Raw genomic sequence first — 18179 nt, 5'->3', positions numbered from 1 at the left:
ACTCTAGGTCTCTGACGGCAGGCTCGTTTTCGTCGGCGGTTGCGCCGGGAGGAGGGTGGGTTTCATGGCGCCGATGTTGCGGCTCTACAACACGCTGACCGGCGCCAAGGACACCTTCGGGCCGATCGATCCGGCGCATATCCGCATCTACGCCTGCGGCCCGACCGTCTATGACGCCGCCCATATCGGCAATGCCCGGCCGATCATCGTGTTCGACCTGCTGTTCCGGCTGCTGCGCCATCTCTATGGTCCGGCGCACGTCACTTACGCGCGCAACGTCACGGACGTGGACGACAAGATCAACGCCCGCGCCGCCGAACGCGGGATCACCATCCGCGAACTCACCGACGGGACGCTGGCGCAGTTCCACCGCGACGTGCGCGACCTCGGCGTGCTGATGCCGGACGATGTGAACGTGGTCGGCGAGCGACCCCGCTTCGTGGAACCCCGCGCCACCGATCACATCGCCGAAATGGTCGCCATGATCGAGGCCTTGGTCCGTACGGGCCACGCCTACGTGGCGGAGGGCCACGTCCTGTTCGACGTACCGTCGATGCCGGATTACGGCGGCCTGTCGAAGCGCCCCCTCGACGAGATGGAGTCCGGTGCCCGGGTCGAGGTTGCACCCTACAAGCGCTCGCCGCTCGATTTCGTGCTCTGGAAGCCCTCGAAGCCTGGCGAGCCGTCCTGGTCCTCGCCCGCGGGGATCGCCGAGCCTGGACGTCCCGGCTGGCACATTGAGTGCTCGGCCATGTCGGCCAAGCACCTGGGCCAGACCTTCGACATTCACGCGGGTGGAATTGATCTGATTTTCCCGCACCACGAGAACGAGGTGGCGCAGTCCCGCTGCTGCTTCGGCACGCCCGTGATGGCCAATGTCTGGCTGCACAACGGCTTCCTCCAAGTGGAGGGGGAGAAGATGTCGAAGTCGCTCGGCAACTTCGTCACCATCCGCGATGTGTTGAAGGACTGGCCGGGGGAGGTGGTGCGGCTGACGATGCTGAAAACGCATTACCGCCAGCCGATCGACTGGACGCTGCGCGGCCTGGAGGAATCGAGCCGCGTGCTGGAGCGTTGGTACAACGCCGCTGGGGACGAGCCGGCGGCGCACGCCGTTCCAGGGGCGGTTGTCGAGGCGCTGTGCGATGACCTCAACACGCCAGCCGCAATCAATGAGCTGCACCGGCTCGGCGGCGCGGACGCGCAGCCCGCTGCTTTACGCGCCGGGGCGAACCTCTTCGGTTTCCTCATACGCACCCGGAGCGAGCGGGCGACCGCGCAGGTCGCCGCCTCCGGGGTCGACGTTGCGGTTGTCGAGGCGCTGATCGCCGAACGCCGTACGGCCCGGGCCGCCAAGGATTGGGCGGCCTCCGACCGGGCTCGCAACGCGCTGACCGCCCTGGGCGTGGCCGTCAAGGACAACAAGGATGGAACGACCACGTGGACAGTGGCGCGCTGACGTATCAGCCGCGTCCTCTCGCCCGCTTGCACCTTCCGTCCCGGGCGGCATCTGTCGACCACGACAATCCGCCGGGAGAGAGATCGGCCCGTGAGCATCCTCGGAACCCTTGGAAGATATCTCGTCCCCAGCGGATCGGCCCTGGCGCTCGGGCTCGGCCTCGCTGGTCCGGCCGCGGCGATCCAGGGCGGCGCGCCGGCGGGGCGGGATGCTTTGGCGGAGGCCACCGTCGCCATCGGCACGATCACCCAGCCCGAGGAGGCACTGAAACTCACCCGCTGCACCGGAGTCCTGATTGCGCCGGACCTTGTGCTGACCGCGGCCCATTGCGTGAACGGCGATCCCCTGGGCGCGCTGGTGGTGTTCTTCCGCGGCACCGAACCGGCACAGCCGGTCTACGGCGCCCGGGTCGCTGCCCGGTACAGCCCCGATCCGGGGGAGATGCTGCCGAACGCGGCGCCCGATGTGAGCCTCGCCGATCTTTCCCTCGACCTGGCGGTGCTGCGCCTCACCGAGCCGGTGCGGGGACGTCGGCCGATCGCGCTGGCGGCCGATGCCAGCCGCGTCCCGAAGAGCCTGCGGATCGCCGGAGCCGGCCTGTCGGGGAACAGCGTCGGGCGGCTGCGCACCGCAGCGCTGACTCCGCTCGCTGCGAGCAGCACCGGGCTGACCATCGCGCAAGCCCGAGGCGCCCGGGTCTGCTTCGGCGATTCCGGCGGCCCGGTCGTCGCGCAGGACCGGCGCGGTCTCTATGTCTGGGGCGTGGCCAGCGCGGTGATCAGCCGGGCCGCACCCTGCGGGACCTACGTGGTGATCGCGCCGGCGGCGCAGGTTTTCTCCACACTACGCTGAAGCTGCCGGATCCTCAACCAACGCCCTGCCACCGAGCGCCGCGAGGGTCGAAGGAGCGACGCTTTGTTCGACCAGCAACGTTCCGGAAGTGAGGCGCTTTTCCCTTCCCCTCGTGGGAAGGGGCCAGGGGTGTTTCCGGATTGGGAGCAGCGCTGCCTTCTGCACCACCCCCACCGCCAATTCCTCCCCGCAAGGGGGAGGAGCGCGCGTTACACCGACCCCAAATGCGAAAACCCCGCGCGGCCAGACCGCACGGGGTTTTTCGGGGATCCGGTGAAGCGGCGGATCAGACCGCCATGCGCTCCTCGCCGTCCATCGGCTCGCGCAGCACGTAGCCGCGGCCCCAGACGGTCTCGATGTAGTTCTTACCCGAGCTGGCGTTGGCGAGCTTCTTGCGCAGCTTGCAGATGAACACGTCGATGATCTTCAGCTCCGGCTCGTCCATGCCGCCGTAGAGATGGTTGAGGAACATCTCCTTGGTGAGGGTCGTGCCCTTCCGCAGCGAGAGGAGTTCCAGCATCTGGTACTCCTTGCCGGTCAGGTGCACCCGGGCGCCGCCGACCTCGACGGTCTTCTGATCGAGGTTCACGATCAGGTCGCCGGTGGTGATGACCGACTGGGCGTGGCCCTTCGAGCGGCGCACGATAGCGTGGATGCGCGCCACCAACTCGTCCTTGTGGAACGGCTTGGTCAGGTAATCGTCCGCGCCGAAGCCCAGGCCCTTCACCTTGTCCTCGATGCCGGCCATGCCGGAGAGGATCAGGATGGGCGTCTTCACCTTCGCCACGCGCAGGTTGCGCAGCACCTCGTAGCCCGACATGTCGGGCAGGTTCAGATCGAGGAGGATGATGTCGTAATCGTACAGCTTGCCGAGATCGATACCCTCTTCACCGAGGTCGGTGGTGTAGGTGTTGAAGTTCTCGGACTTGAGCATCAACTCGATGCTCTGCGCGGTCGCGCTGTCATCCTCGATCAAAAGTACCCGCATCGTCGGTCCCCAGCCCAGCCGGCCGCATCAGCGCGCAGACACGTCCCGTCGTTCGCCCGCCACCGGCCTGTGGACGGGCGCCTCGTCACTCTTGACGTGGGACGCTATGGATTAATCGTTAACAAAACCTGATTCCCAACCGCAAGCGCCTCGTTCGCGGATCCGCGAGCTTGACCGGAGGAAACAGGCCCCTCCAGCCGCGTTCGGGTCCGTGATGTCGCGCCGCTTGCGGTCAGGGCCTTCGCCCCTGCGGTCTAAGTACTTCTCACGCAACGCTTCGATCCGACCTGTGGTTCACCGGCCACAGCGCCCGATTTCATCGAGCTTGGCCGTGACCCAGCGCCGGACCGAGCCGCTACGTGCCCGTGGATCGCAGTGTTAAGGAGGCCGGTAAACGAAGCGTTGAGAGCGCGTCTCATGACACAGGATTCGGCAAGACCCGTTTCCTCCCTTGCATCGGCCCGGGCGGCTTTGGAGCGCGTCGAGGTGCTGGAGACCTTCGGCCGGGTCGTGGCGATCCGCGGCCTGCTGGTCGAGGTCGCCGGGCCGGTGGCGGCCATGCGGCTCGGCGGCCGGATCGATGTCGAGGGCGCCAACGGCCACGGGCTGGTCCCCTGCGAGATCATCGGCTTCCAGGGCGACCGCGCGCTCGCGATGCCGTTCGGATCCCTGGAGGGTGTCCGCCGCGGCTGCCCGGCCTTCGTGCGCGACGAGGCCGCGGGGGCCATCCGCCCAACGGGCGCCTGGCTGGGACGGGTGATCGATGCCCTTGGTCGGCCGGTCGACGGGCTCGGCCCCCTGCCGCAGGGACCGGACATCTACAGCCTGCGGGCCGATCCGCCCCCCGCCCATGCCCGGACCCGGGTCGGCGGCCCGCTCGATCTCGGCGTTCGCTGCATCAACACCTTCCTCACCATGTGCGCCGGCCAGCGGATGGGCATCTTCGCGGGGTCCGGCGTCGGCAAGTCGGTGCTGCTCTCGATGCTCGCCCGCTACACGGCGGCCGATGTGGCCGTGATCGGGCTGGTGGGCGAGCGTGGGCGCGAGGTTCAGGAGTTCCTGCAGGACGACCTCGGCGCCGCCGGTCTCGCGCGCTCGGTCGTGGTGGTGGCGACTTCGGACGAGCCGGCCCTCATGCGCCGCAACGCCGCCTACGTGACCCTGTCGGTGGCCGAGCATTTCCGCGATCAGGGCGCCAAAGTGCTGTGCATGATCGACTCGATCACGCGCTTCGCCATGGCCCAGCGCGACATCGGCCTCGCGGCCGGCGAACCGCCGACCGCCAAGGGCTACACGCCGACGGTCTTTTCGGAGCTGCCGCGCCTGCTGGAACGGGCCGGGCCGGGAGTCGGGCAGGGGACGATCTCGGCACTGTTTACGGTGCTCGTCGAGGGCGACGACCACAACGAGCCGGTGGCCGACGCGGTGCGCGGCATCCTCGACGGGCATATCGTCATGGAACGCGCCATCGCCGAGCGCGGCCGCTATCCAGCCATCAATGTGCTGCGCTCGGTCTCACGGACCATGCCGCGTTCCTGCGATCCGGCTTATCTGCCGGTTGTGCGGCGGGCGCGCCGGGTGCTCTCCACCTATGCCGATATGGAGGAACTCATCAGGCTCGGGGCCTACCGCGCCGGCTCGTCCCAGGAGGTCGACGAAGCCGTGGCGCTCATGCCGCATCTTGAGGCTTTTCTTGGGCAGGGTAAGGAAGAAGCAACGTCCATCGGCGATGGTTACGCACGGCTCGGTCAGATTGTCGGCGGAGCCTAGGGCGCGGCCTGGGTATGATCCGAGGCTCGGGCTTGAGCGTTGCGTGGAGTGAGCGTCCTGATGAAATCGCGTGACACGCTGATCCGCCTGCGCCGCTTCCAGGTCGACGAGAAGCGCCGGCGCGTGACCCAGATCGAGATGATGATGGCCGACTTCCAGCGCATGGCGGTGGAACTCGATCGCGAGGTCTCCGTGGAGGAGGCCCGCGCCGGCATCACCGATGTCGGTCATTTCGCCTACCCGACCTATGCCCGCGCTGCGGCGACCCGCCGGGACAACATGCGCCAATCCGCCCAGGCCCTGGAGGGTCAGCTCGCGGAGGCAAAGGCTGAGCTCGGCGAGGCCTTCGAGGAGCTCAAGAAGGTCGAGATCCTGAACGATCGCGAACGCACCGCCGAGCGGGCGGCCGAATCGGTCCGCGATCAGGCCGCGATGGACGGGATCGGGCTCAACCGCGCCCGCGGCTGAGGAGGTCCGCGCGACGTCGGCTCGGCAGGGTGCATGGCACGAAACCGTCATGATCACCTGACAAGGGGGGCCGCGGTGGCGTCAGGCCGCTTGCAGGGCGCCGCGCGACGGCGCATCAGGGGCTCTCCCCGGGGCGTCGGTGTTCATGAAGAAGATCAGCGAGTTCATCTGGCCACTCATCGGCCTCGCCGCCGTCGTCGTCTCGGGCTATTTTCTCTACCAGGAATTGAAGACGACTTCGCTCTCAGCGATCTGGGCCGCGGTGCTGGCGATCCCGCCGCACCGGATCCTGCTCGCGGCGCTTTCGACCCTGGTGGCCTACGCGGCGCTCGCTTGGTACGACCGGATCGCGCTGCTGCATCTGGGTGTCCGCCACATCTCGTTGGTGTTCGTCTCGCTCTGCTCGTTCACGACCTACGCGCTCTCGCACAACATCGGCGCCTCGGTCTTCTCCGGCGCCCTGGTGCGCTACCGGGCCTACACGGCGAAGGGACTCACCGCGGCGCAGGTCGCCGTACTGGTGGCGCTCTGCTCGTTCACCTTCTTCCTGGGCACGGTGCTGCTCGGCGGCTTCACGCTGGTCTACGATCCGCACCTGCTGGCCCGCCTTCAAGACAAGCTGCCCGCCATCCTCACGAATCCGGGCACGGCGGTCGTGGTTGGCATCGGCATGCTGACGTTCGTCGCCCTCTACGTGGCCGGATCACTCCTGCACCTGCCGCCGATAAACCTCCGGAAGTTCAAGCTCGAATACCCGCGTCCGGGGATCATGCTGCGCCAGCTTGCGGCTGCGCCTTTGGAGCTCCTGGGAGCCGCCGGGATCATCTACTTCGCCCTGCCCGACACGGTGAACCCGAGCTTCATCCCGGTGCTTGCCATCTTCCTGGCTTCCTTCTCGGTGGCGCTCGCCTCTCATGCACCGGGCGGCTTGGGTGTCTTCGAGATCGTCTTCCTCACGGCGATGAATATCGCGGAGACCGATGAGACGCGTAAGAACGCGGTCATTGCCGCGCTGCTGGTCTTCCGTGTGTTTTATTTTTGGATCCCAGCGCTGATCTCGGTGATCGTGGTCATCGCGTTCGAGCGGTCCAGGCTGGCAGCCGCAATCGGCTCTGCGGCGCACGGACCCAAAGCCACCGCCGTGCCGGAGCCGCCGGTCGTCGCGCCGGGGCTCGACGCGCACGAACTGGAGCGGGAGCTCAAGGAGAAGGCGATCTGAGGCGGGTCAGCGGAGCAGGGCACGTCGAGCGCCGCAACTCCCTGCCCCCCCTCTGATGGGACCCTGACGGATTCACATTTCGAGCCCGGCCACTTCGGTTTGGTTTCGAGCGCGCGCGCCCTCTCCCGTGCGGGAGAGGTCTGCTTTCGCAGGAAGCCGGGTGAGGGATCAGGTCGGTCCGGATAACGCGTGACCCGGCGGCGCGCTCGATCCTGAGCGTTCTTGTCCCTTACCCCAACCCTCTCCCGCTCGAGAGGGGGCCGTCGCGCTCTGCCGCGGGCCTCGGTGTTCGACCAGGAGGTGTGATCATCGTAGCCCGCCCGGGAGAGGGGGGCTCCGCCGCGGAGTTCGGTGTCGGACCCAGATGTGTGAACATCCCAGGCTGGGGAGGGAGGCGTCCCGCGGAGTCGGCCACGCCCCTATCCCCTCCGGTTCAGATCGAACTCACCGTCCGCAGCCGCGCCCGCGGGTGGATCTCGGCTTGGCTCATCACAGGGGTCTCCCGGCGGAACCGCTCGATGATCGAGCGCACGAAGGGCCGGGTCTGGGTCGAGGTGACCAGCACCGGCATCTCGCCTTGCCGCGCCGCGGTCTCGAATCGGTCGCGTACGACGGTGACGAACTCGCTCAGCTTCGAAGGCTGCATCGCGAGATAGCGTTCCTCCCGCTCGCCGACGATTGATTCGAGGAAGGCCTGCTCCCAGGCCGGCGACAAGGTGATGATCGGCAGGCTGCCGGTCTGGTCCTGATACTGGGCGCAGATCTGCCGTCCGAGTCGGGCGCGGACGTGCTCGACCACGTCGCGCGGGTTCTTCACCCCGCCCGCCACCTCGGCGATCGACTCCACGATGGCGCCCAGGTCGCGGATCGAGACGCGCTCGGCCAGCAGGAATTGCAGCACCCGCTGGATACCGGTGGTCGAGATCTGCGACGGCACGATCTCCTTGAGGAGTTCGGTATGCTCCTTCGGCAGCTCACGCAGCAGTTTCGAGACCTCGACGTGGTTGAGGAGCTCGGAGACGTGCGCCTTGATGACCTCGGTGAGATGCGTGGAAACCACGGTCGCGGCGTCGACGACTGTGTAGCCCTTGACCTGGGCCTGGTCGCGCAGCGCGGCATCAATCCAGGTGGCCGGAAGCCCGAAGGTCGGCTCCAGCATGTGCTGGCCCGGCAGCTGGACTTGTCCGCCCATCGGGTCCATCGCCATGAACTGGCCGGGGAAGATGCGGCCGGTCCCCGCTTCAATCTCCTTCACCCGCACCACGTAGGTGTTGGCATCGAGCTGGACGTTGTCGAGGATGCGCACGGAGGGCATCACGAAGCCGAGTTCGGCCGCGAGTTGCCGGCGCAGGGCCTTGATCTGGTCGGTGAGGCGGTCCTGGCCCTCGCCGTTGACGAGGGCGAGGAGCGCGTAGCCCATTTCGAGCTTCAGGTCGTCGAGCTTGAGCAGGTCGGTGACAGTCTCCTCTTTGCCGGCCGCGGCTGCCGCGACGGCCTTGGCGTCCATCGGAGCGCCCTGTGCGTCCAATGGCGGGGCCTCCTTGGCGGTCTTGTTGATCCGCCACGCGGCGTAGCCGGCGCCGCCGCCGAGCAGCACGAACGGCAGCATCGGCATGCCGGGCAGGAGCGCGATCAGCAGCATCACCGCCGCCGACATGCCGAGCGCCTTGGGATAATGCGCGAGCTGCTTACCGAGCGCCTTGTCGGCTGCGCCCTTCACGCCCGCCTTGGAGACCAGCAGGCCTGCCGCGGTCGACACGATCAGGGCAGGGACCTGACTCGCGAGGCCGTCGCCGATGGTGAGCAGCGTGTAGCTCTTGGCGGCGTCACCGAAGCTCAGGCCCTGCTGCGCCACCCCGATGATGATGCCGCCAACCACGTTGATGAAGGTGATCAACAAGGCCGCCACGGCGTCGCCGCGCACGAATTTCGATGCGCCGTCCATGGCGCCGAAGAACGAGGATTCCTCCTCAAGTGCCGAGCGCCGGGCCTTGGCGACCTTCTCGTCGATCAGGCCGGCCGAGAGATCGGCGTCGATCGCCATTTGCTTGCCGGGCATCGCGTCGAGGGTGAAGCGAGCCGCAACCTCCGCGATGCGGCCCGAGCCCTTCGTGATCACCACGAAGTTCACGATGATCAGGATCGCGAACACGATGATCCCGATCACGAAGTTGCCGCCCATCACGAAGTGGCCGAAGGCCTCGATGACGTGGCCGGCCGCCGCTGTGCCCTCGTGGCCGTGGCCGAGGATCAGGCGGGTCGAGGCGAGGTTCAGGGCGAGCCGCAGCATCGTGGCGATGAGCAGCAGCGTCGGGAAGACGGTGAATTCGAGCGGGTTGTCGATCGACAGGCCCGTCATCATGATCAGCACCGAGGTGATGATCGAGACCGCCAGCAGCAGATCGAGCAGCATGGCGGGCAGCGGGAAGATCAGGACCGCGAGGATCCCCAGCACGCCGGTGGCGAACAGGAGGTCCGATCGCTTCGACAGGGCCTGCACGTCGCCGCGCGTGGGCAGTGTGAACTGACCCAGGATCGCCGCCGGGCTCATTCGTGTCGGCGCGCTCGCCGTCTCCGCCATCGATCCCACCCGTCGCCGCCCACCCGGGACGCGTTCCCTGCGGCGAACCCGGCAAGATCTGCCGGGCGGATGGTTAGCGGCCCGTTAAGACCGGAGCGGCCGGGGGCGGGAACCCGGCGCGACTCCATCGCTTGACCGCTCGATAAATGCACCGCCCGGCGCCGGACATCCACGTCCGTCCGGCAGCATCGCCACCGAACCGGGCCTAGGCCCGCCGTCCCGGGAGAGTCCCATGGCCGCTCGCGCACTGACCGCCCTGTTCGACCATTACGACGCCGCCGCTTCCGCGGTCGACCAGCTCGAGGCGGCCGGCATTCCCCACGGCGATATCAGCATCATTTCGAACCGGCCCGATCCCGCCGCCGCGGCGCTGCCGCCCATCGACAAGGCTCAGGAACCGGACGAGACGGTCGATTCCGCTGGGACCGGGGCGACGGTCGGCACGGTCCTGGGGGGCGGTGCCGGCCTCCTCGCCGGTCTGGGGCTCCTGGCGATCCCGGGCCTCGGGCCGGTCGTTGCGGCCGGCTGGCTCGTGGCCACCGTGACGGGCGCCGGCGTCGGAGCCGCTGCTGGCGGACTGATCGGCGGTCTCACCGGCGTGGGGCTTAGCGAGGGCGAGGCCGAGACCTATGCCGAGGGCGTCCGCCGCGGCGGGACCCTGGTGACGGTCCGGGCCGACGACAGCAGGGCCGAGCATGTCCTGAGCATCCTGGCGCATGCGGGCTCGATCGACCTCGACGAGCGCGCAGAGGGCTGGCGATCGCAGGGCTGGACCGGCGGCACGGTCGGACCGGCGGCGAACCAGCCCGACCTTCCAATCGGCACCAATCGCTGAACGGCGGCGACCCGAACCGTCCTGCGCCCGATCAGGCCATCATCTTGCGGGCGAACATGGCAGCGGCGAACAGCACGGCGGACCCCGCCGTGATCAGGCTGATCATCAGGAAGCGCCGCGGCTCCGTCGACGATTCGGCCCGTACCGGCTCGACGATCGGGCTGAAGAACTCGATCTGGCGGGCCGCGACCATGCGGGACCGCTCGTAGGCGGTCAGCACCGCCTGATAGTATTTCTCGGCGTTCTTGCGATCGTTCTCCAGGGCCTCGAACCGCGTCAACGCATCCGACAGGAGGCGTTTCTGCTCGGGGTCCTGGCTGGCGGATTGCCGCTCGATCCGGGCGATGTTCTCGTCGAGATCCTTGATCTGCTGCTTGATGTCGATGATGCGGCGGGACTCGGGACCCAGGTCCCGCTGACCGATGGCGAGCTGGACCGCGAGGTTGATCCGGGAGGCGCGCAACTCGGCCACCATCTTCAGATTCACCTCGTTGGACTTCTGCGCATCGAGCACACCCTCGCGGTTGCGCAGGTCCCGCATCGCGAGGCGGATCTTGGTCATCCGCTCCTCGGCGAGCTTCAATTCGCGGGTGCTCTCGGAGACCGCATCCTCACGCGCCTTCACGCTCAGGTCGTTCACCATCCGCTCGGCCTCCTTCATCACCGCCTTGGTGATGGCGAGCGATTGATCCGGGTCGAACGCCTGCACGCTGACCGCCATGATCCCGGAGCTGGGTTCGATGTCGATATCGACGCGTCGCTTCCAGTAGCGAAGGAACTTCTCGATCGGCTTGTCCGGATCGAAGCGCGAGATGTAGTCGATGTTGTCGTTGCTGAACCATTCACGCAGGGGCAGATGCGCTTCGAGGGCTTCCAGCATCGGCCGGCTGACGATGTACTCCTTCGTAATCAACGTATCCTGGGCCACCATCTGGCTCGACACGCCGGCGGTGGTCCCCACCGCATCCGGGGCAGCCTTGTCGGCCGCACCGAGGGCCGGCCGGATCGCGAAGCGCGCCTCGGTGACATACCGGTCCGAGGCGATCAGCCCGAAATAGATCGCTCCGGCCAGGGTCGGCAGCGCGAAGCAGACCACGAACAGGATCGGGATCCAGGGATCGTTCTTGACGTGGCTCTGGTAGGACCGGATGCCCTTCTTGCGATCGGCGAAGCGCGACATCCGCGCGATCTGCCGCAGCGACTCGGTGATGGCCTGCTGGCGCTCGGCGGTCGTGACCGGCTGCCCCTCGGCTTTCCGGATCTCCATGTTCATGGCTTGATTCCCGGCCTCCCCGGCCATCCAAGTCGATCCGTCTGAACGTCACGCGGCCGCTTCGCACCGCGCGTCCCGATCGTCTCCCACGCGGACGCGGCAAAAGCATGTCCGCATGCTGACAGACCGAGGCGCGTCATGCGAGGCAGGTCATGCATTGAGGCGCCGATAGACCTCGATGGCGTCGTCGACGTCCTCGTAGATGATCGCGCGGCCGTTGAGCAGTACGAGGCCCTGCGAGCACCAATTCCGGATCGTCTCCATGGAGTGCGAGACCATGATGATGTCCGCGTTCTTGCGGCGCTGGGAGAACACCTCGTCGCAGCGCTTCGAGAAGCGGGCGTCGCCCACGGAGGTGATCTCGTCGATCAGGTAGCAGTCGAACGGGATCGCCATGCTCATGCCGAAGGCGAGGCGGGCGCCCATGCCGGACGAGTAGGTGTAGATCGGCACGTCGAGGTAGCTGCCGAGTTCGGAGAAGTCCTCCACGAAATCCAAGACCTTGCGCGGATCCTCCCCGTAGATCCGGGCCACGAAGATGACGTTGTCGCGCCCGGTCATCTTGGGATGGAAACCGCCGGCGAATCCCAGCGGCCACGACACGCGCAGGCCGCGATGGATCTTGCCTCGGGTCGCATCCTCCGTCCCGGCGATCAACCGCATCGTGGTCGATTTGCCGGCGCCGTTGATGCCGAGGATCCCGTAGGAAATGCCTGGCTTCAGAGTGAACGAGGCCTGCTCAAGGATGGTCCGCTTATGACCGTCCGTGCGGTAGACTTTGCTGACTTTCTCGAAACGGATCACCGGATCGTCTCCCGGGCGGATCGCCGAACCGCCGGTCCATGCGGTCGGCCGTGGCGCTCCTGCGCGCCGAAAGCGGCAAATCTGAGAATGCGATAGGTGGCGGGCGGCCGTCGGGCGGGGACGCTCGATCCCGGTGCGGGATACAGATCGCGCTGGAATGAAAGTGCAGCTCTTACCCCGCCGTTGACGCCATTCATCATATGGCATACCAAATACCATCGGCGCCAAGCAGCGAAACACGGTGTTAGCGCCGACGAGCTGGAACTTTAGCTCCATGTCCGGAGAGAAAGGCCGCCCATGAGCCATGGCGAGACCGGCACGATCGCCGGGACGGCTTCAGACCTTGCCCATCTCGTGATGGCGATCGGCGACGCCGTCGTCGTGGCCGATCCGAAGGGTGCCATCACCATCTGGAACCCCGCAGCGGAGCGGATCTTCGGCTTCACCGCCGCGGAGGCGCTCGGTCAGACCCTCGACCTGATCACCCCCGAGCGGCACCGCCGTCGCCATTGGGACGGCTACGCCAAGACGATGCGGACCGGCACCACCCGCTACGGGGCGGAGACCCTGAGGGTGCCGGCCATTTGCAAGGACGGACGCCAACTCTCCATCGCCTTCACGGTGGGGATGGTGCGGGACGCCGCCGGCCAAGTGACCGGGATCGTCGCGGTAATCCGCGACGAGACCGAGCGCTGGACGGAAGAAAAGCAGCTGCGCCAGCGCGTGGCCGCGCTCGAAGCCGCCGTGCCGGCCTGAACGGGCCTGACGCGCATCGCCTTCACCGAACCACCAACCATTTCAAGGGAGGACGCCCCATGAGCAAGCCGCTGGAAGGCATCAAGATCATCGACTTCACGCACGTCCAGGCCGGTCCGGCCTGCACGCAGCTGCTGGCGTGGTTCGGCGCCGACGTGATCAAGGTCGAGCGCCCCGGCGCCGGCGATGTGACCCGGACGCAGCTGCGTCACGTCGAGGACGCGGACGCGCTCTACTTCACGATGCTGAACTCCAACAAGCGCTCGCTCACCCTCGACACCAAGACCCAGGCTGGCAAGGAAGTCCTCGAGAAGCTGATCCGGGATTCCGACGTGATGGTCGAGAATTTCGGCCCCGGCGCGCTGGACCGGATGGGCTTCTCCTGGGCGCGCATCCAGGAGCTGAACCCGGGCATGATCCTCGCCTCAGTGAAGGGCTTTTCCGACGGGCACCACTACGAAGACCTGAAGGTCTACGAGAACGTCGCCCAGTGCGCCGGCGGCGCCGCGTCGACCACGGGCTTCTGGGATGGCCCGCCCACCGTCAGCGCCGCCGCGCTCGGCGACTCGAACACCGGCATGCACCTCGCGATCGGCATTCTCACGGCGCTCCACCAGAAGAACAAGACTGGCAAGGGCCAGAAGGTCGCCGTGTCGATGCAGGACTCGGTCATCAACCTCTGCCGCGTGAAGCTGCGCGACCAGCAGCGCCTCGACGCCCTCGGCTACCTCGAGGAATACCCGCAATACCCCCACGGCGAGTTCTCCGATGTGGTGCCGCGCGGCGGCAATGCGGGCGGCGGCGGCCAGCCGGGCTGGGTGCTGAAGTGCAAGGGCTGGGAGACCGACCCGAACGCCTACATCTACTTCACGATCCAGGGCCACGCCTGGGCACCGATCTGCAAGGCGCTCGGCAAGGAGGAGTGGATCACCGATCCGGGCTACAACACCCCCCGCGCCCGCCAGGACAAGATCTTCGACATCTTCAAGACGATCGAGGAGTGGCTTGCCGACAAGACCAAGTTCGAGGCGGTGGACATCCTGCGCACCTACGACATCCCCTGCGCGCCGGTGCTGTCGATGAAGGAGATCGCCGAGGACAAGTCCCTGCGCGCGAGCGGCACCGTCGTCGAGGTGGCGCACCCGAAGCTCGGCAAGTACCTGACCGTCGGAAGCCCGATCAAGTTCTCCGACATGCAGGTCGAGGTGAAGGCTTCGCCGCTGCTCGGCGAGCACACCGACGAGGTGCTCGCAGACCTGGGCTACACCCAGGAGCAGATCCGGGCGATGCACGAGGCCCGCGCGGTCTGATACGGACCGGACGCCCTCCGCGATCCTGAGACAGGACGGCGTCGCCGCGGCGCCGTCCTTTTCATGTGCGAGGCCAGGACCCGATGCGTACGTTCCTGAGTCGTTTCCTGCCGGAGCTGACCCCGGTCAGCAAGCGCGAGCGCCTGCGCTCCGCCGCGGGCGCCCTGGTGGGGATCCTGGCGACTGGCTTGGTCTGCCGGGCTTCCGTCCCAACCGAGGCGCTCCCGATCCTGATCGCCCCGATGGGCGCCTCGGCGGTGCTGCTCTTCGCGGTGCCGGCGAGCCCCCTGGCGCAGCCCTGGTCGATCCTCGGCGGCAATCTGGTCGCAGCCCTGGTGGGTGTCACGGCGGCGGGGTGGATCGCCGATCCGTTCGTGGCGGCGGCCTGTGCGATCGGGGTGGCGATCGCCCTGATGATGCTTCTGCGCTGCCTGCACCCCCCGAGCGGCGCCGTGGCGTTGACGGCGGTGCTGGGCGGCCCCGCGGTGCGGGCGCTGGGCTACGGCTTCGTGCTCTGGCCGGTGGCGGCCAATTCGCTGATCCTGCTGGCAACGGCCCTGCTGTTCAATAACCTCACCGGGCGCACCTACCCGCATCATCGCCCGGCTGGACCGCGGACGGAGGATCCACCTTCGGGCGCCCGGGTCGGGTTCCGCGCCGCCGATCTCGATGCGGCGCTCGAAGAGTTCGACCAACTTCTCGACGTCGACCGGGGCGACTTGGAGCAGATCCTGCGGCGGGTGCAGATGCGGGTCTACGGCCGCAATTCGGGGCCGATGACCTGCGCGGCGATCATGTCGCGTGACGTGATCGCGGTGGCGCCCGATGCGCCGCTGGCCGAGGCGATGCGGCTGCTGCGCCGCCACCGGATCAAGGCACTGCCGGTCACCGACGAGCGCGCCCGGGTGCTTGGGATCGTCACGCAAACCGACCTCCTCGACAAGGCCGCCTGGGACCGGTCCGGACCGCGCCTCGGGCTCGGTCGCCGGCTGCTGCTCACCGCAGAGCGGGGCAGGGCGCCCCACGGTTGTGCCGCCGATATCATGAGCGCGGTCGAACCAGTCCGGCCTGACATGTCGATCGCGGCGCTCGTGCCCCGGATGTCGGAGGCGGGGCTGCACCACCTGCCGGTGGTCGATACCGATGGCCGGCTCGTCGGGATCGTCTCGCAGACGGATCTGATCCCGGCGCTTCTGTCCGAAGCCGGCGTACCCGAGGCACCGTCGCGGGTTCGCGTCTCGGCTCAGCCCGCTCTGACCTGAGCCGCGGGCCGGTCGCGCAGGAAGAAGTCCACCGCCTGCGCTACGACGGCCGGCTGATGGGCGTGTGGCCCGTCATGCTCGACATAGGTTACCGGATAGCCGGCCTCACGCAGCGCCGGCACATGGATCCGGGCGCTTCGGTCGATCGGGATCTGTTCGTCCCGCGTCCCGTGCGACAGGAAGATCTTTGGCGCGCCGACCTGGAGATGCACCGACAGGAAGCCGGCCGACGAAACGATCAGGTGGCTCGCCACGTCGCCGTTCGCGAGGCCGAGGGAGAGGGTGTAGCTCCCGCCGTCCGAGTGGCCCGCGAAGCAGAGGCGTTCTGGGTCGAGCAGGAACCGGTCGGCCACGTGTTCCAGCGTCGCCGCGACGCGTTCCCGGTCGGGGCCGTGGCCGGCGATGACGATGTCCCAGGTCGGGAACAGCGATTGCGGGACGAGGAGCAGGAACTTTTCGGATTGGGCATGGCGCTCCTGCATCGGCAGGATGCGCTCGGCACTGCCGCCGCCGCCGTGGAACAGCACCACGAGCCGGCAGGGCCGGCGGTGATCGAGGCCTTCGGGGACCACCAGCACCGCGTCCCGCTCGGCGAAGAGGCCGAGCTCATGCCGGCCCGGGGGGAGGGGGGCCTGAGTGGGCAGGCGGTGACGGAAATGCAGGCGGCCGGCGAGGTCGGGATCGATCATTGCGGGATCTCGCGGGACGGGGCTGAAGGCGCTCGCCTCCGTCGCGACAGAGGTGGAGCCGCAGGTCCTCATTGAAAACGGCCGGACCGCTGAGCGATCCGGCCGACGTAACGCGGTCAGGGATGCGGGCTAAAGGCGCCCACCACCCTCACTTCTTCTTCTTGATCCCGCTCTGCGGGTTGAGGCTGCCGATGTTGCCGCTCTCGCTGCCGGCGGCCGGATCGATGACGGCGTTGACCAGGCACGGACGGCCCGAATTCATCGCCTCGTTGACCGCGCGGGTCAGCTCGTCCGGCGTGGTGACGTGGTAGCCGACGCCACCGAAGGCCTCCATCATCTTGTCGTAGCGGGAATCCGGCACGAACACCGTCGTGGCCGGGTCGCGGCCGGTCGGGTCCGTGTCGGTGCCGCGGTAGATCCCGTTGTTGTTGAACACGACGATGCAGACCGGCAGCCCGTACCGGCAGATCGTCTCGACCTCCATGCCGGAGAAGCCGAAGGCGCTGTCGCCCTCCACGCAGAGCACCGGCTTGCCGGTCTCGACGGCGGCCGCGACGGCGAAGCCCATGCCGATGCCCATGATGCCCCAGGTGCCGACATCCAGGCGCTTGCGCGGCTGGTACATGTCGATGATGCCCCGGGCGAGGTCGAGGGTGTTGGCGCCCTCGTTGACCAGGATCGCGTCCGGCCGCTCCTTGACGATGGTCCGCAGCGCGCCGAGCGCGGCGTGGAAGGTCATGGGCGAGGCGTTGCTCATGAGCTTCGGCGCCATCTTGGCGATGTTCGCCTCGCGCTTGGTTTTGACCGTCTCGATCCAGTCGGACGGGGGCTGCTGCCAGCCCTTGCCCATGCCGTCGAGCAGCGCCTGCACGCAGGAGGCGATGTCGCCGACGACGGGGGCGACGATCTCGACGTTCGAGTCCATCTCGCGCGGCTCGATGTCGATCTGGATGAACTTGGTCGAGCCCGGCTCGCCCCAGCTCTTGCCCTTGCCGTGCGACAGGAGCCAGTTCAGCCGGGCGCCGATCAGCAGCACCACGTCCGAGTCCTTCAGGGCCGTCGAGCGCGCCGCGCCGGCCGAGAGCGGGTGGGTGTCGGGCAGGAGGCCCTTGGCCATGCTCATCGGCACGTAGGGGATGCCGCTCGTCTCCACGAGCGCACGGATCGCCTCGTCAGCCTGGGCGTAGGCGGCGCCCTTGCCGAGCACGATCAGCGGCCGCTTGGCGGATTTCAGCACCTCCAGCGCCCGGGCGATCGCCTCGGGGGCGGGGCGCTGGGCCGGGGCCGGATCGATCACCTTGACCAGCGACTTCTGGCCGGCCTCGGCGTCCATCACCTGGGCGAACAGCTTGGCGGGCAGGTCGAGGTAGACGCCGCCCGGACGGCCCGAGCAGGCGGCGCGGATCGCGCGGGCGACGCCGATGCCGATATCGGCAGCGTGCAGCACGCGGAAGGCCGCCTTGCACAGGGGCTTGGCGATGGCGAGCTGGTCCATCTCCTCGTAGTCGCCCTGCTGCAGGTCGACGATCTCGCGCTCGGAGGAGCCCGAGATCAGGATCATCGGGAAGCAGTTGGTGGTGGCGTTGGCCAGCGCGGTCAGGCCGTTCAGGAAGCCCGGGGCCGAGACGGTCAGGCAGATGCCCGGCTTCTGGGTCAGGAAGCCCGCGATCGCCGCGGCATTGCCGGCATGCTGCTCGTGGCGGAACGAGATCACCCGCATTCCCTCGGCCTGGGCCATGCGGCCGAGGTCGGTGATCGGGATGCCCGGGACGCCGTAGATCGTCTCGATGCCGTTGAGCTTGAGGGCGTCGATCACGAGGTGGAAGCCATCGGTGAGCTCGGGCTCCGCCTCGACCTCGGGCGCGGGGTGGACGATCTTGGCGAGTGCGGTCATCGGGGATCTCCGGGAGGTC

Annotated in this window: 15 protein-coding genes; 9 read left to right on the top strand and 6 right to left on the bottom strand. The window is 67.8% G+C overall.

The features are described from left to right. The first annotated feature begins 64 nt into the window (after nucleotides 1-64). Together cysS and MKK88_RS25570 are read left to right on the top strand one after the other, a co-directional pair. Nucleotides 65-1459 (top strand): cysteine--tRNA ligase, encoded by a 1395-nt coding sequence (cysS, locus tag MKK88_RS25575; protein WP_244004793.1) that lies wholly within the window; start codon nucleotides 65-67, stop codon nucleotides 1457-1459. A 90-nt stretch (nucleotides 1460-1549) separates the two neighbouring features. Beyond that, nucleotides 1550-2311 (top strand): trypsin-like serine protease, encoded by a 762-nt coding sequence (locus tag MKK88_RS25570; protein ID WP_244004791.1) that lies wholly within the window; start codon nucleotides 1550-1552, stop codon nucleotides 2309-2311. A 286-nt stretch (nucleotides 2312-2597) separates the two neighbouring features. Here the strand turns inward: MKK88_RS25570 and ctrA are convergent, their stop codons facing one another. Then, entirely contained in the window at nucleotides 2598-3299 is a 702-nt protein-coding gene (gene ctrA / locus MKK88_RS25565) for a response regulator transcription factor CtrA (protein WP_091712304.1), read from the bottom strand. Nucleotides 3300-3716: 417 nt separating this feature from the next. On the opposite strand from ctrA, the gene fliI reads away from it, so the two are divergent. The 3 genes from fliI to MKK88_RS25550 all read left to right on the top strand — a co-directional run bounded on the left by fliI (nucleotide 3717) and on the right by MKK88_RS25550 (nucleotide 6756). Then, nucleotides 3717-5069, top strand: coding sequence for a flagellar protein export ATPase FliI (gene fliI / locus MKK88_RS25560; protein WP_244004789.1), 1353 nt, complete (start codon nucleotides 3717-3719; stop codon nucleotides 5067-5069). Nucleotides 5070-5129: 60 nt separating this feature from the next. Beyond that, entirely contained in the window at nucleotides 5130-5537 is a 408-nt protein-coding gene (gene fliJ, locus MKK88_RS25555) for a flagellar export protein FliJ (protein WP_244004787.1), read from the top strand. A 145-nt stretch (nucleotides 5538-5682) separates the two neighbouring features. Beyond that, nucleotides 5683-6756, top strand: coding sequence for a lysylphosphatidylglycerol synthase domain-containing protein (locus MKK88_RS25550; RefSeq protein ID WP_244004785.1), 1074 nt, complete (start codon nucleotides 5683-5685; stop codon nucleotides 6754-6756). Between the two features lie 433 nt (nucleotides 6757-7189). Here the strand turns inward: MKK88_RS25550 and flhA are convergent, their stop codons facing one another. Continuing rightward, entirely contained in the window at nucleotides 7190-9337 is a 2148-nt protein-coding gene (flhA, locus tag MKK88_RS25545; protein ID WP_409566707.1) for a flagellar biosynthesis protein FlhA, read from the bottom strand. A 232-nt stretch (nucleotides 9338-9569) separates the two neighbouring features. On the opposite strand from flhA, the gene MKK88_RS25540 reads away from it, so the two are divergent. After that, nucleotides 9570-10172: a hypothetical protein gene (locus MKK88_RS25540; protein WP_244004783.1), complete on the top strand. Its 603-nt coding sequence runs from the start codon at nucleotides 9570-9572 to the stop codon at nucleotides 10170-10172. A gap of 31 nt (nucleotides 10173-10203) precedes the next feature. Here MKK88_RS25540 and MKK88_RS25535 read toward each other — a convergent pair whose 3' ends face one another. Both MKK88_RS25535 and MKK88_RS25530 read right to left on the bottom strand, forming a co-directional pair. Next, nucleotides 10204-11445 (bottom strand): capsule biosynthesis protein, encoded by a 1242-nt coding sequence (locus MKK88_RS25535; protein WP_244004781.1) that lies wholly within the window; start codon nucleotides 11443-11445, stop codon nucleotides 10204-10206. 150 nt (nucleotides 11446-11595) lie between these two features. Then, on the bottom strand, nucleotides 11596-12249 hold the full coding sequence (locus MKK88_RS25530) for an ABC transporter ATP-binding protein (RefSeq protein WP_244004780.1): 654 nt from the start codon (nucleotides 12247-12249) through the stop codon (nucleotides 11596-11598). A 297-nt stretch (nucleotides 12250-12546) separates the two neighbouring features. Between MKK88_RS25530 and MKK88_RS25525 the strand changes: the two genes are divergently transcribed. The 3 genes from MKK88_RS25525 (at nucleotide 12547) to MKK88_RS25515 (ending at nucleotide 15577) form a co-directional block, all read left to right on the top strand. After that, the gene (locus MKK88_RS25525) at nucleotides 12547-13005 is read left to right on the top strand and encodes a PAS domain-containing protein (RefSeq protein ID WP_244004778.1); all 459 of its coding nucleotides are present in this window, start codon (nucleotides 12547-12549) and stop codon (nucleotides 13003-13005) included. 59 nt (nucleotides 13006-13064) lie between these two features. Beyond that, nucleotides 13065-14315 (top strand): formyl-CoA transferase, encoded by a 1251-nt coding sequence (gene frc / locus MKK88_RS25520; protein WP_244004776.1) that lies wholly within the window; start codon nucleotides 13065-13067, stop codon nucleotides 14313-14315. Nucleotides 14316-14398: 83 nt separating this feature from the next. Beyond that, nucleotides 14399-15577: an HPP family protein gene (locus tag MKK88_RS25515; protein ID WP_244004774.1), complete on the top strand. Its 1179-nt coding sequence runs from the start codon at nucleotides 14399-14401 to the stop codon at nucleotides 15575-15577. Here MKK88_RS25515 and MKK88_RS25510 read toward each other — a convergent pair. Together MKK88_RS25510 and oxc are read right to left on the bottom strand one after the other, a co-directional pair. Beyond that, on the bottom strand, nucleotides 15559-16266 hold the full coding sequence (locus tag MKK88_RS25510; protein WP_244004772.1) for an alpha/beta hydrolase: 708 nt from the start codon (nucleotides 16264-16266) through the stop codon (nucleotides 15559-15561). The two genes, MKK88_RS25515 and MKK88_RS25510, sit on opposite strands and share 19 nt — an antisense overlap. 148 nt (nucleotides 16267-16414) lie before the next feature. Then, nucleotides 16415-18160, bottom strand: coding sequence for an oxalyl-CoA decarboxylase (gene oxc / locus MKK88_RS25505; RefSeq protein ID WP_244004770.1), 1746 nt, complete (start codon nucleotides 18158-18160; stop codon nucleotides 16415-16417). Nucleotides 18161-18179: the final 19 nt, after the last annotated feature.

It is taken from the genome of Methylobacterium sp. E-005 (assembly GCF_022829725.1).
Taxonomy (GTDB): domain Bacteria; phylum Pseudomonadota; class Alphaproteobacteria; order Rhizobiales; family Beijerinckiaceae; genus Methylobacterium.
This window is presented reverse-complemented; position numbering and strand designations above follow the sequence as displayed.

What these genes read in the sequence shown, in the direction of transcription:
- cysS (WP_244004793.1), top strand. Translation starts at nt 65, where the DNA reads ATGGCGCCGATGTTGCGGCTCTACAACACGCTGACCGGCGCCAAGGAC.
- ctrA (WP_091712304.1), bottom strand. Translation starts at nt 3,299, where the DNA reads ATGCGGGTACTTTTGATCGAGGATGACAGCGCGACCGCGCAGAGCATC.
- fliI (WP_244004789.1), top strand. Translation starts at nt 3,717, where the DNA reads ATGACACAGGATTCGGCAAGACCCGTTTCCTCCCTTGCATCGGCCCGG.
- fliJ (WP_244004787.1), top strand. Translation starts at nt 5,130, where the DNA reads ATGAAATCGCGTGACACGCTGATCCGCCTGCGCCGCTTCCAGGTCGAC.
- MKK88_RS25550 (WP_244004785.1), top strand. Translation starts at nt 5,683, where the DNA reads ATGAAGAAGATCAGCGAGTTCATCTGGCCACTCATCGGCCTCGCCGCC.
- flhA (WP_409566707.1), bottom strand. Translation starts at nt 9,337, where the DNA reads ATGGCGGAGACGGCGAGCGCGCCGACACGAATGAGCCCGGCGGCGATC.
- MKK88_RS25540 (WP_244004783.1), top strand. Translation starts at nt 9,570, where the DNA reads ATGGCCGCTCGCGCACTGACCGCCCTGTTCGACCATTACGACGCCGCC.
- MKK88_RS25535 (WP_244004781.1), bottom strand. Translation starts at nt 11,445, where the DNA reads ATGAACATGGAGATCCGGAAAGCCGAGGGGCAGCCGGTCACGACCGCC.
- MKK88_RS25525 (WP_244004778.1), top strand. Translation starts at nt 12,547, where the DNA reads ATGAGCCATGGCGAGACCGGCACGATCGCCGGGACGGCTTCAGACCTT.
- frc (WP_244004776.1), top strand. Translation starts at nt 13,065, where the DNA reads ATGAGCAAGCCGCTGGAAGGCATCAAGATCATCGACTTCACGCACGTC.
- MKK88_RS25515 (WP_244004774.1), top strand. Translation starts at nt 14,399, where the DNA reads ATGCGTACGTTCCTGAGTCGTTTCCTGCCGGAGCTGACCCCGGTCAGC.
- MKK88_RS25510 (WP_244004772.1), bottom strand. Translation starts at nt 16,266, where the DNA reads ATGATCGATCCCGACCTCGCCGGCCGCCTGCATTTCCGTCACCGCCTG.
- oxc (WP_244004770.1), bottom strand. Translation starts at nt 18,160, where the DNA reads ATGACCGCACTCGCCAAGATCGTCCACCCCGCGCCCGAGGTCGAGGCG.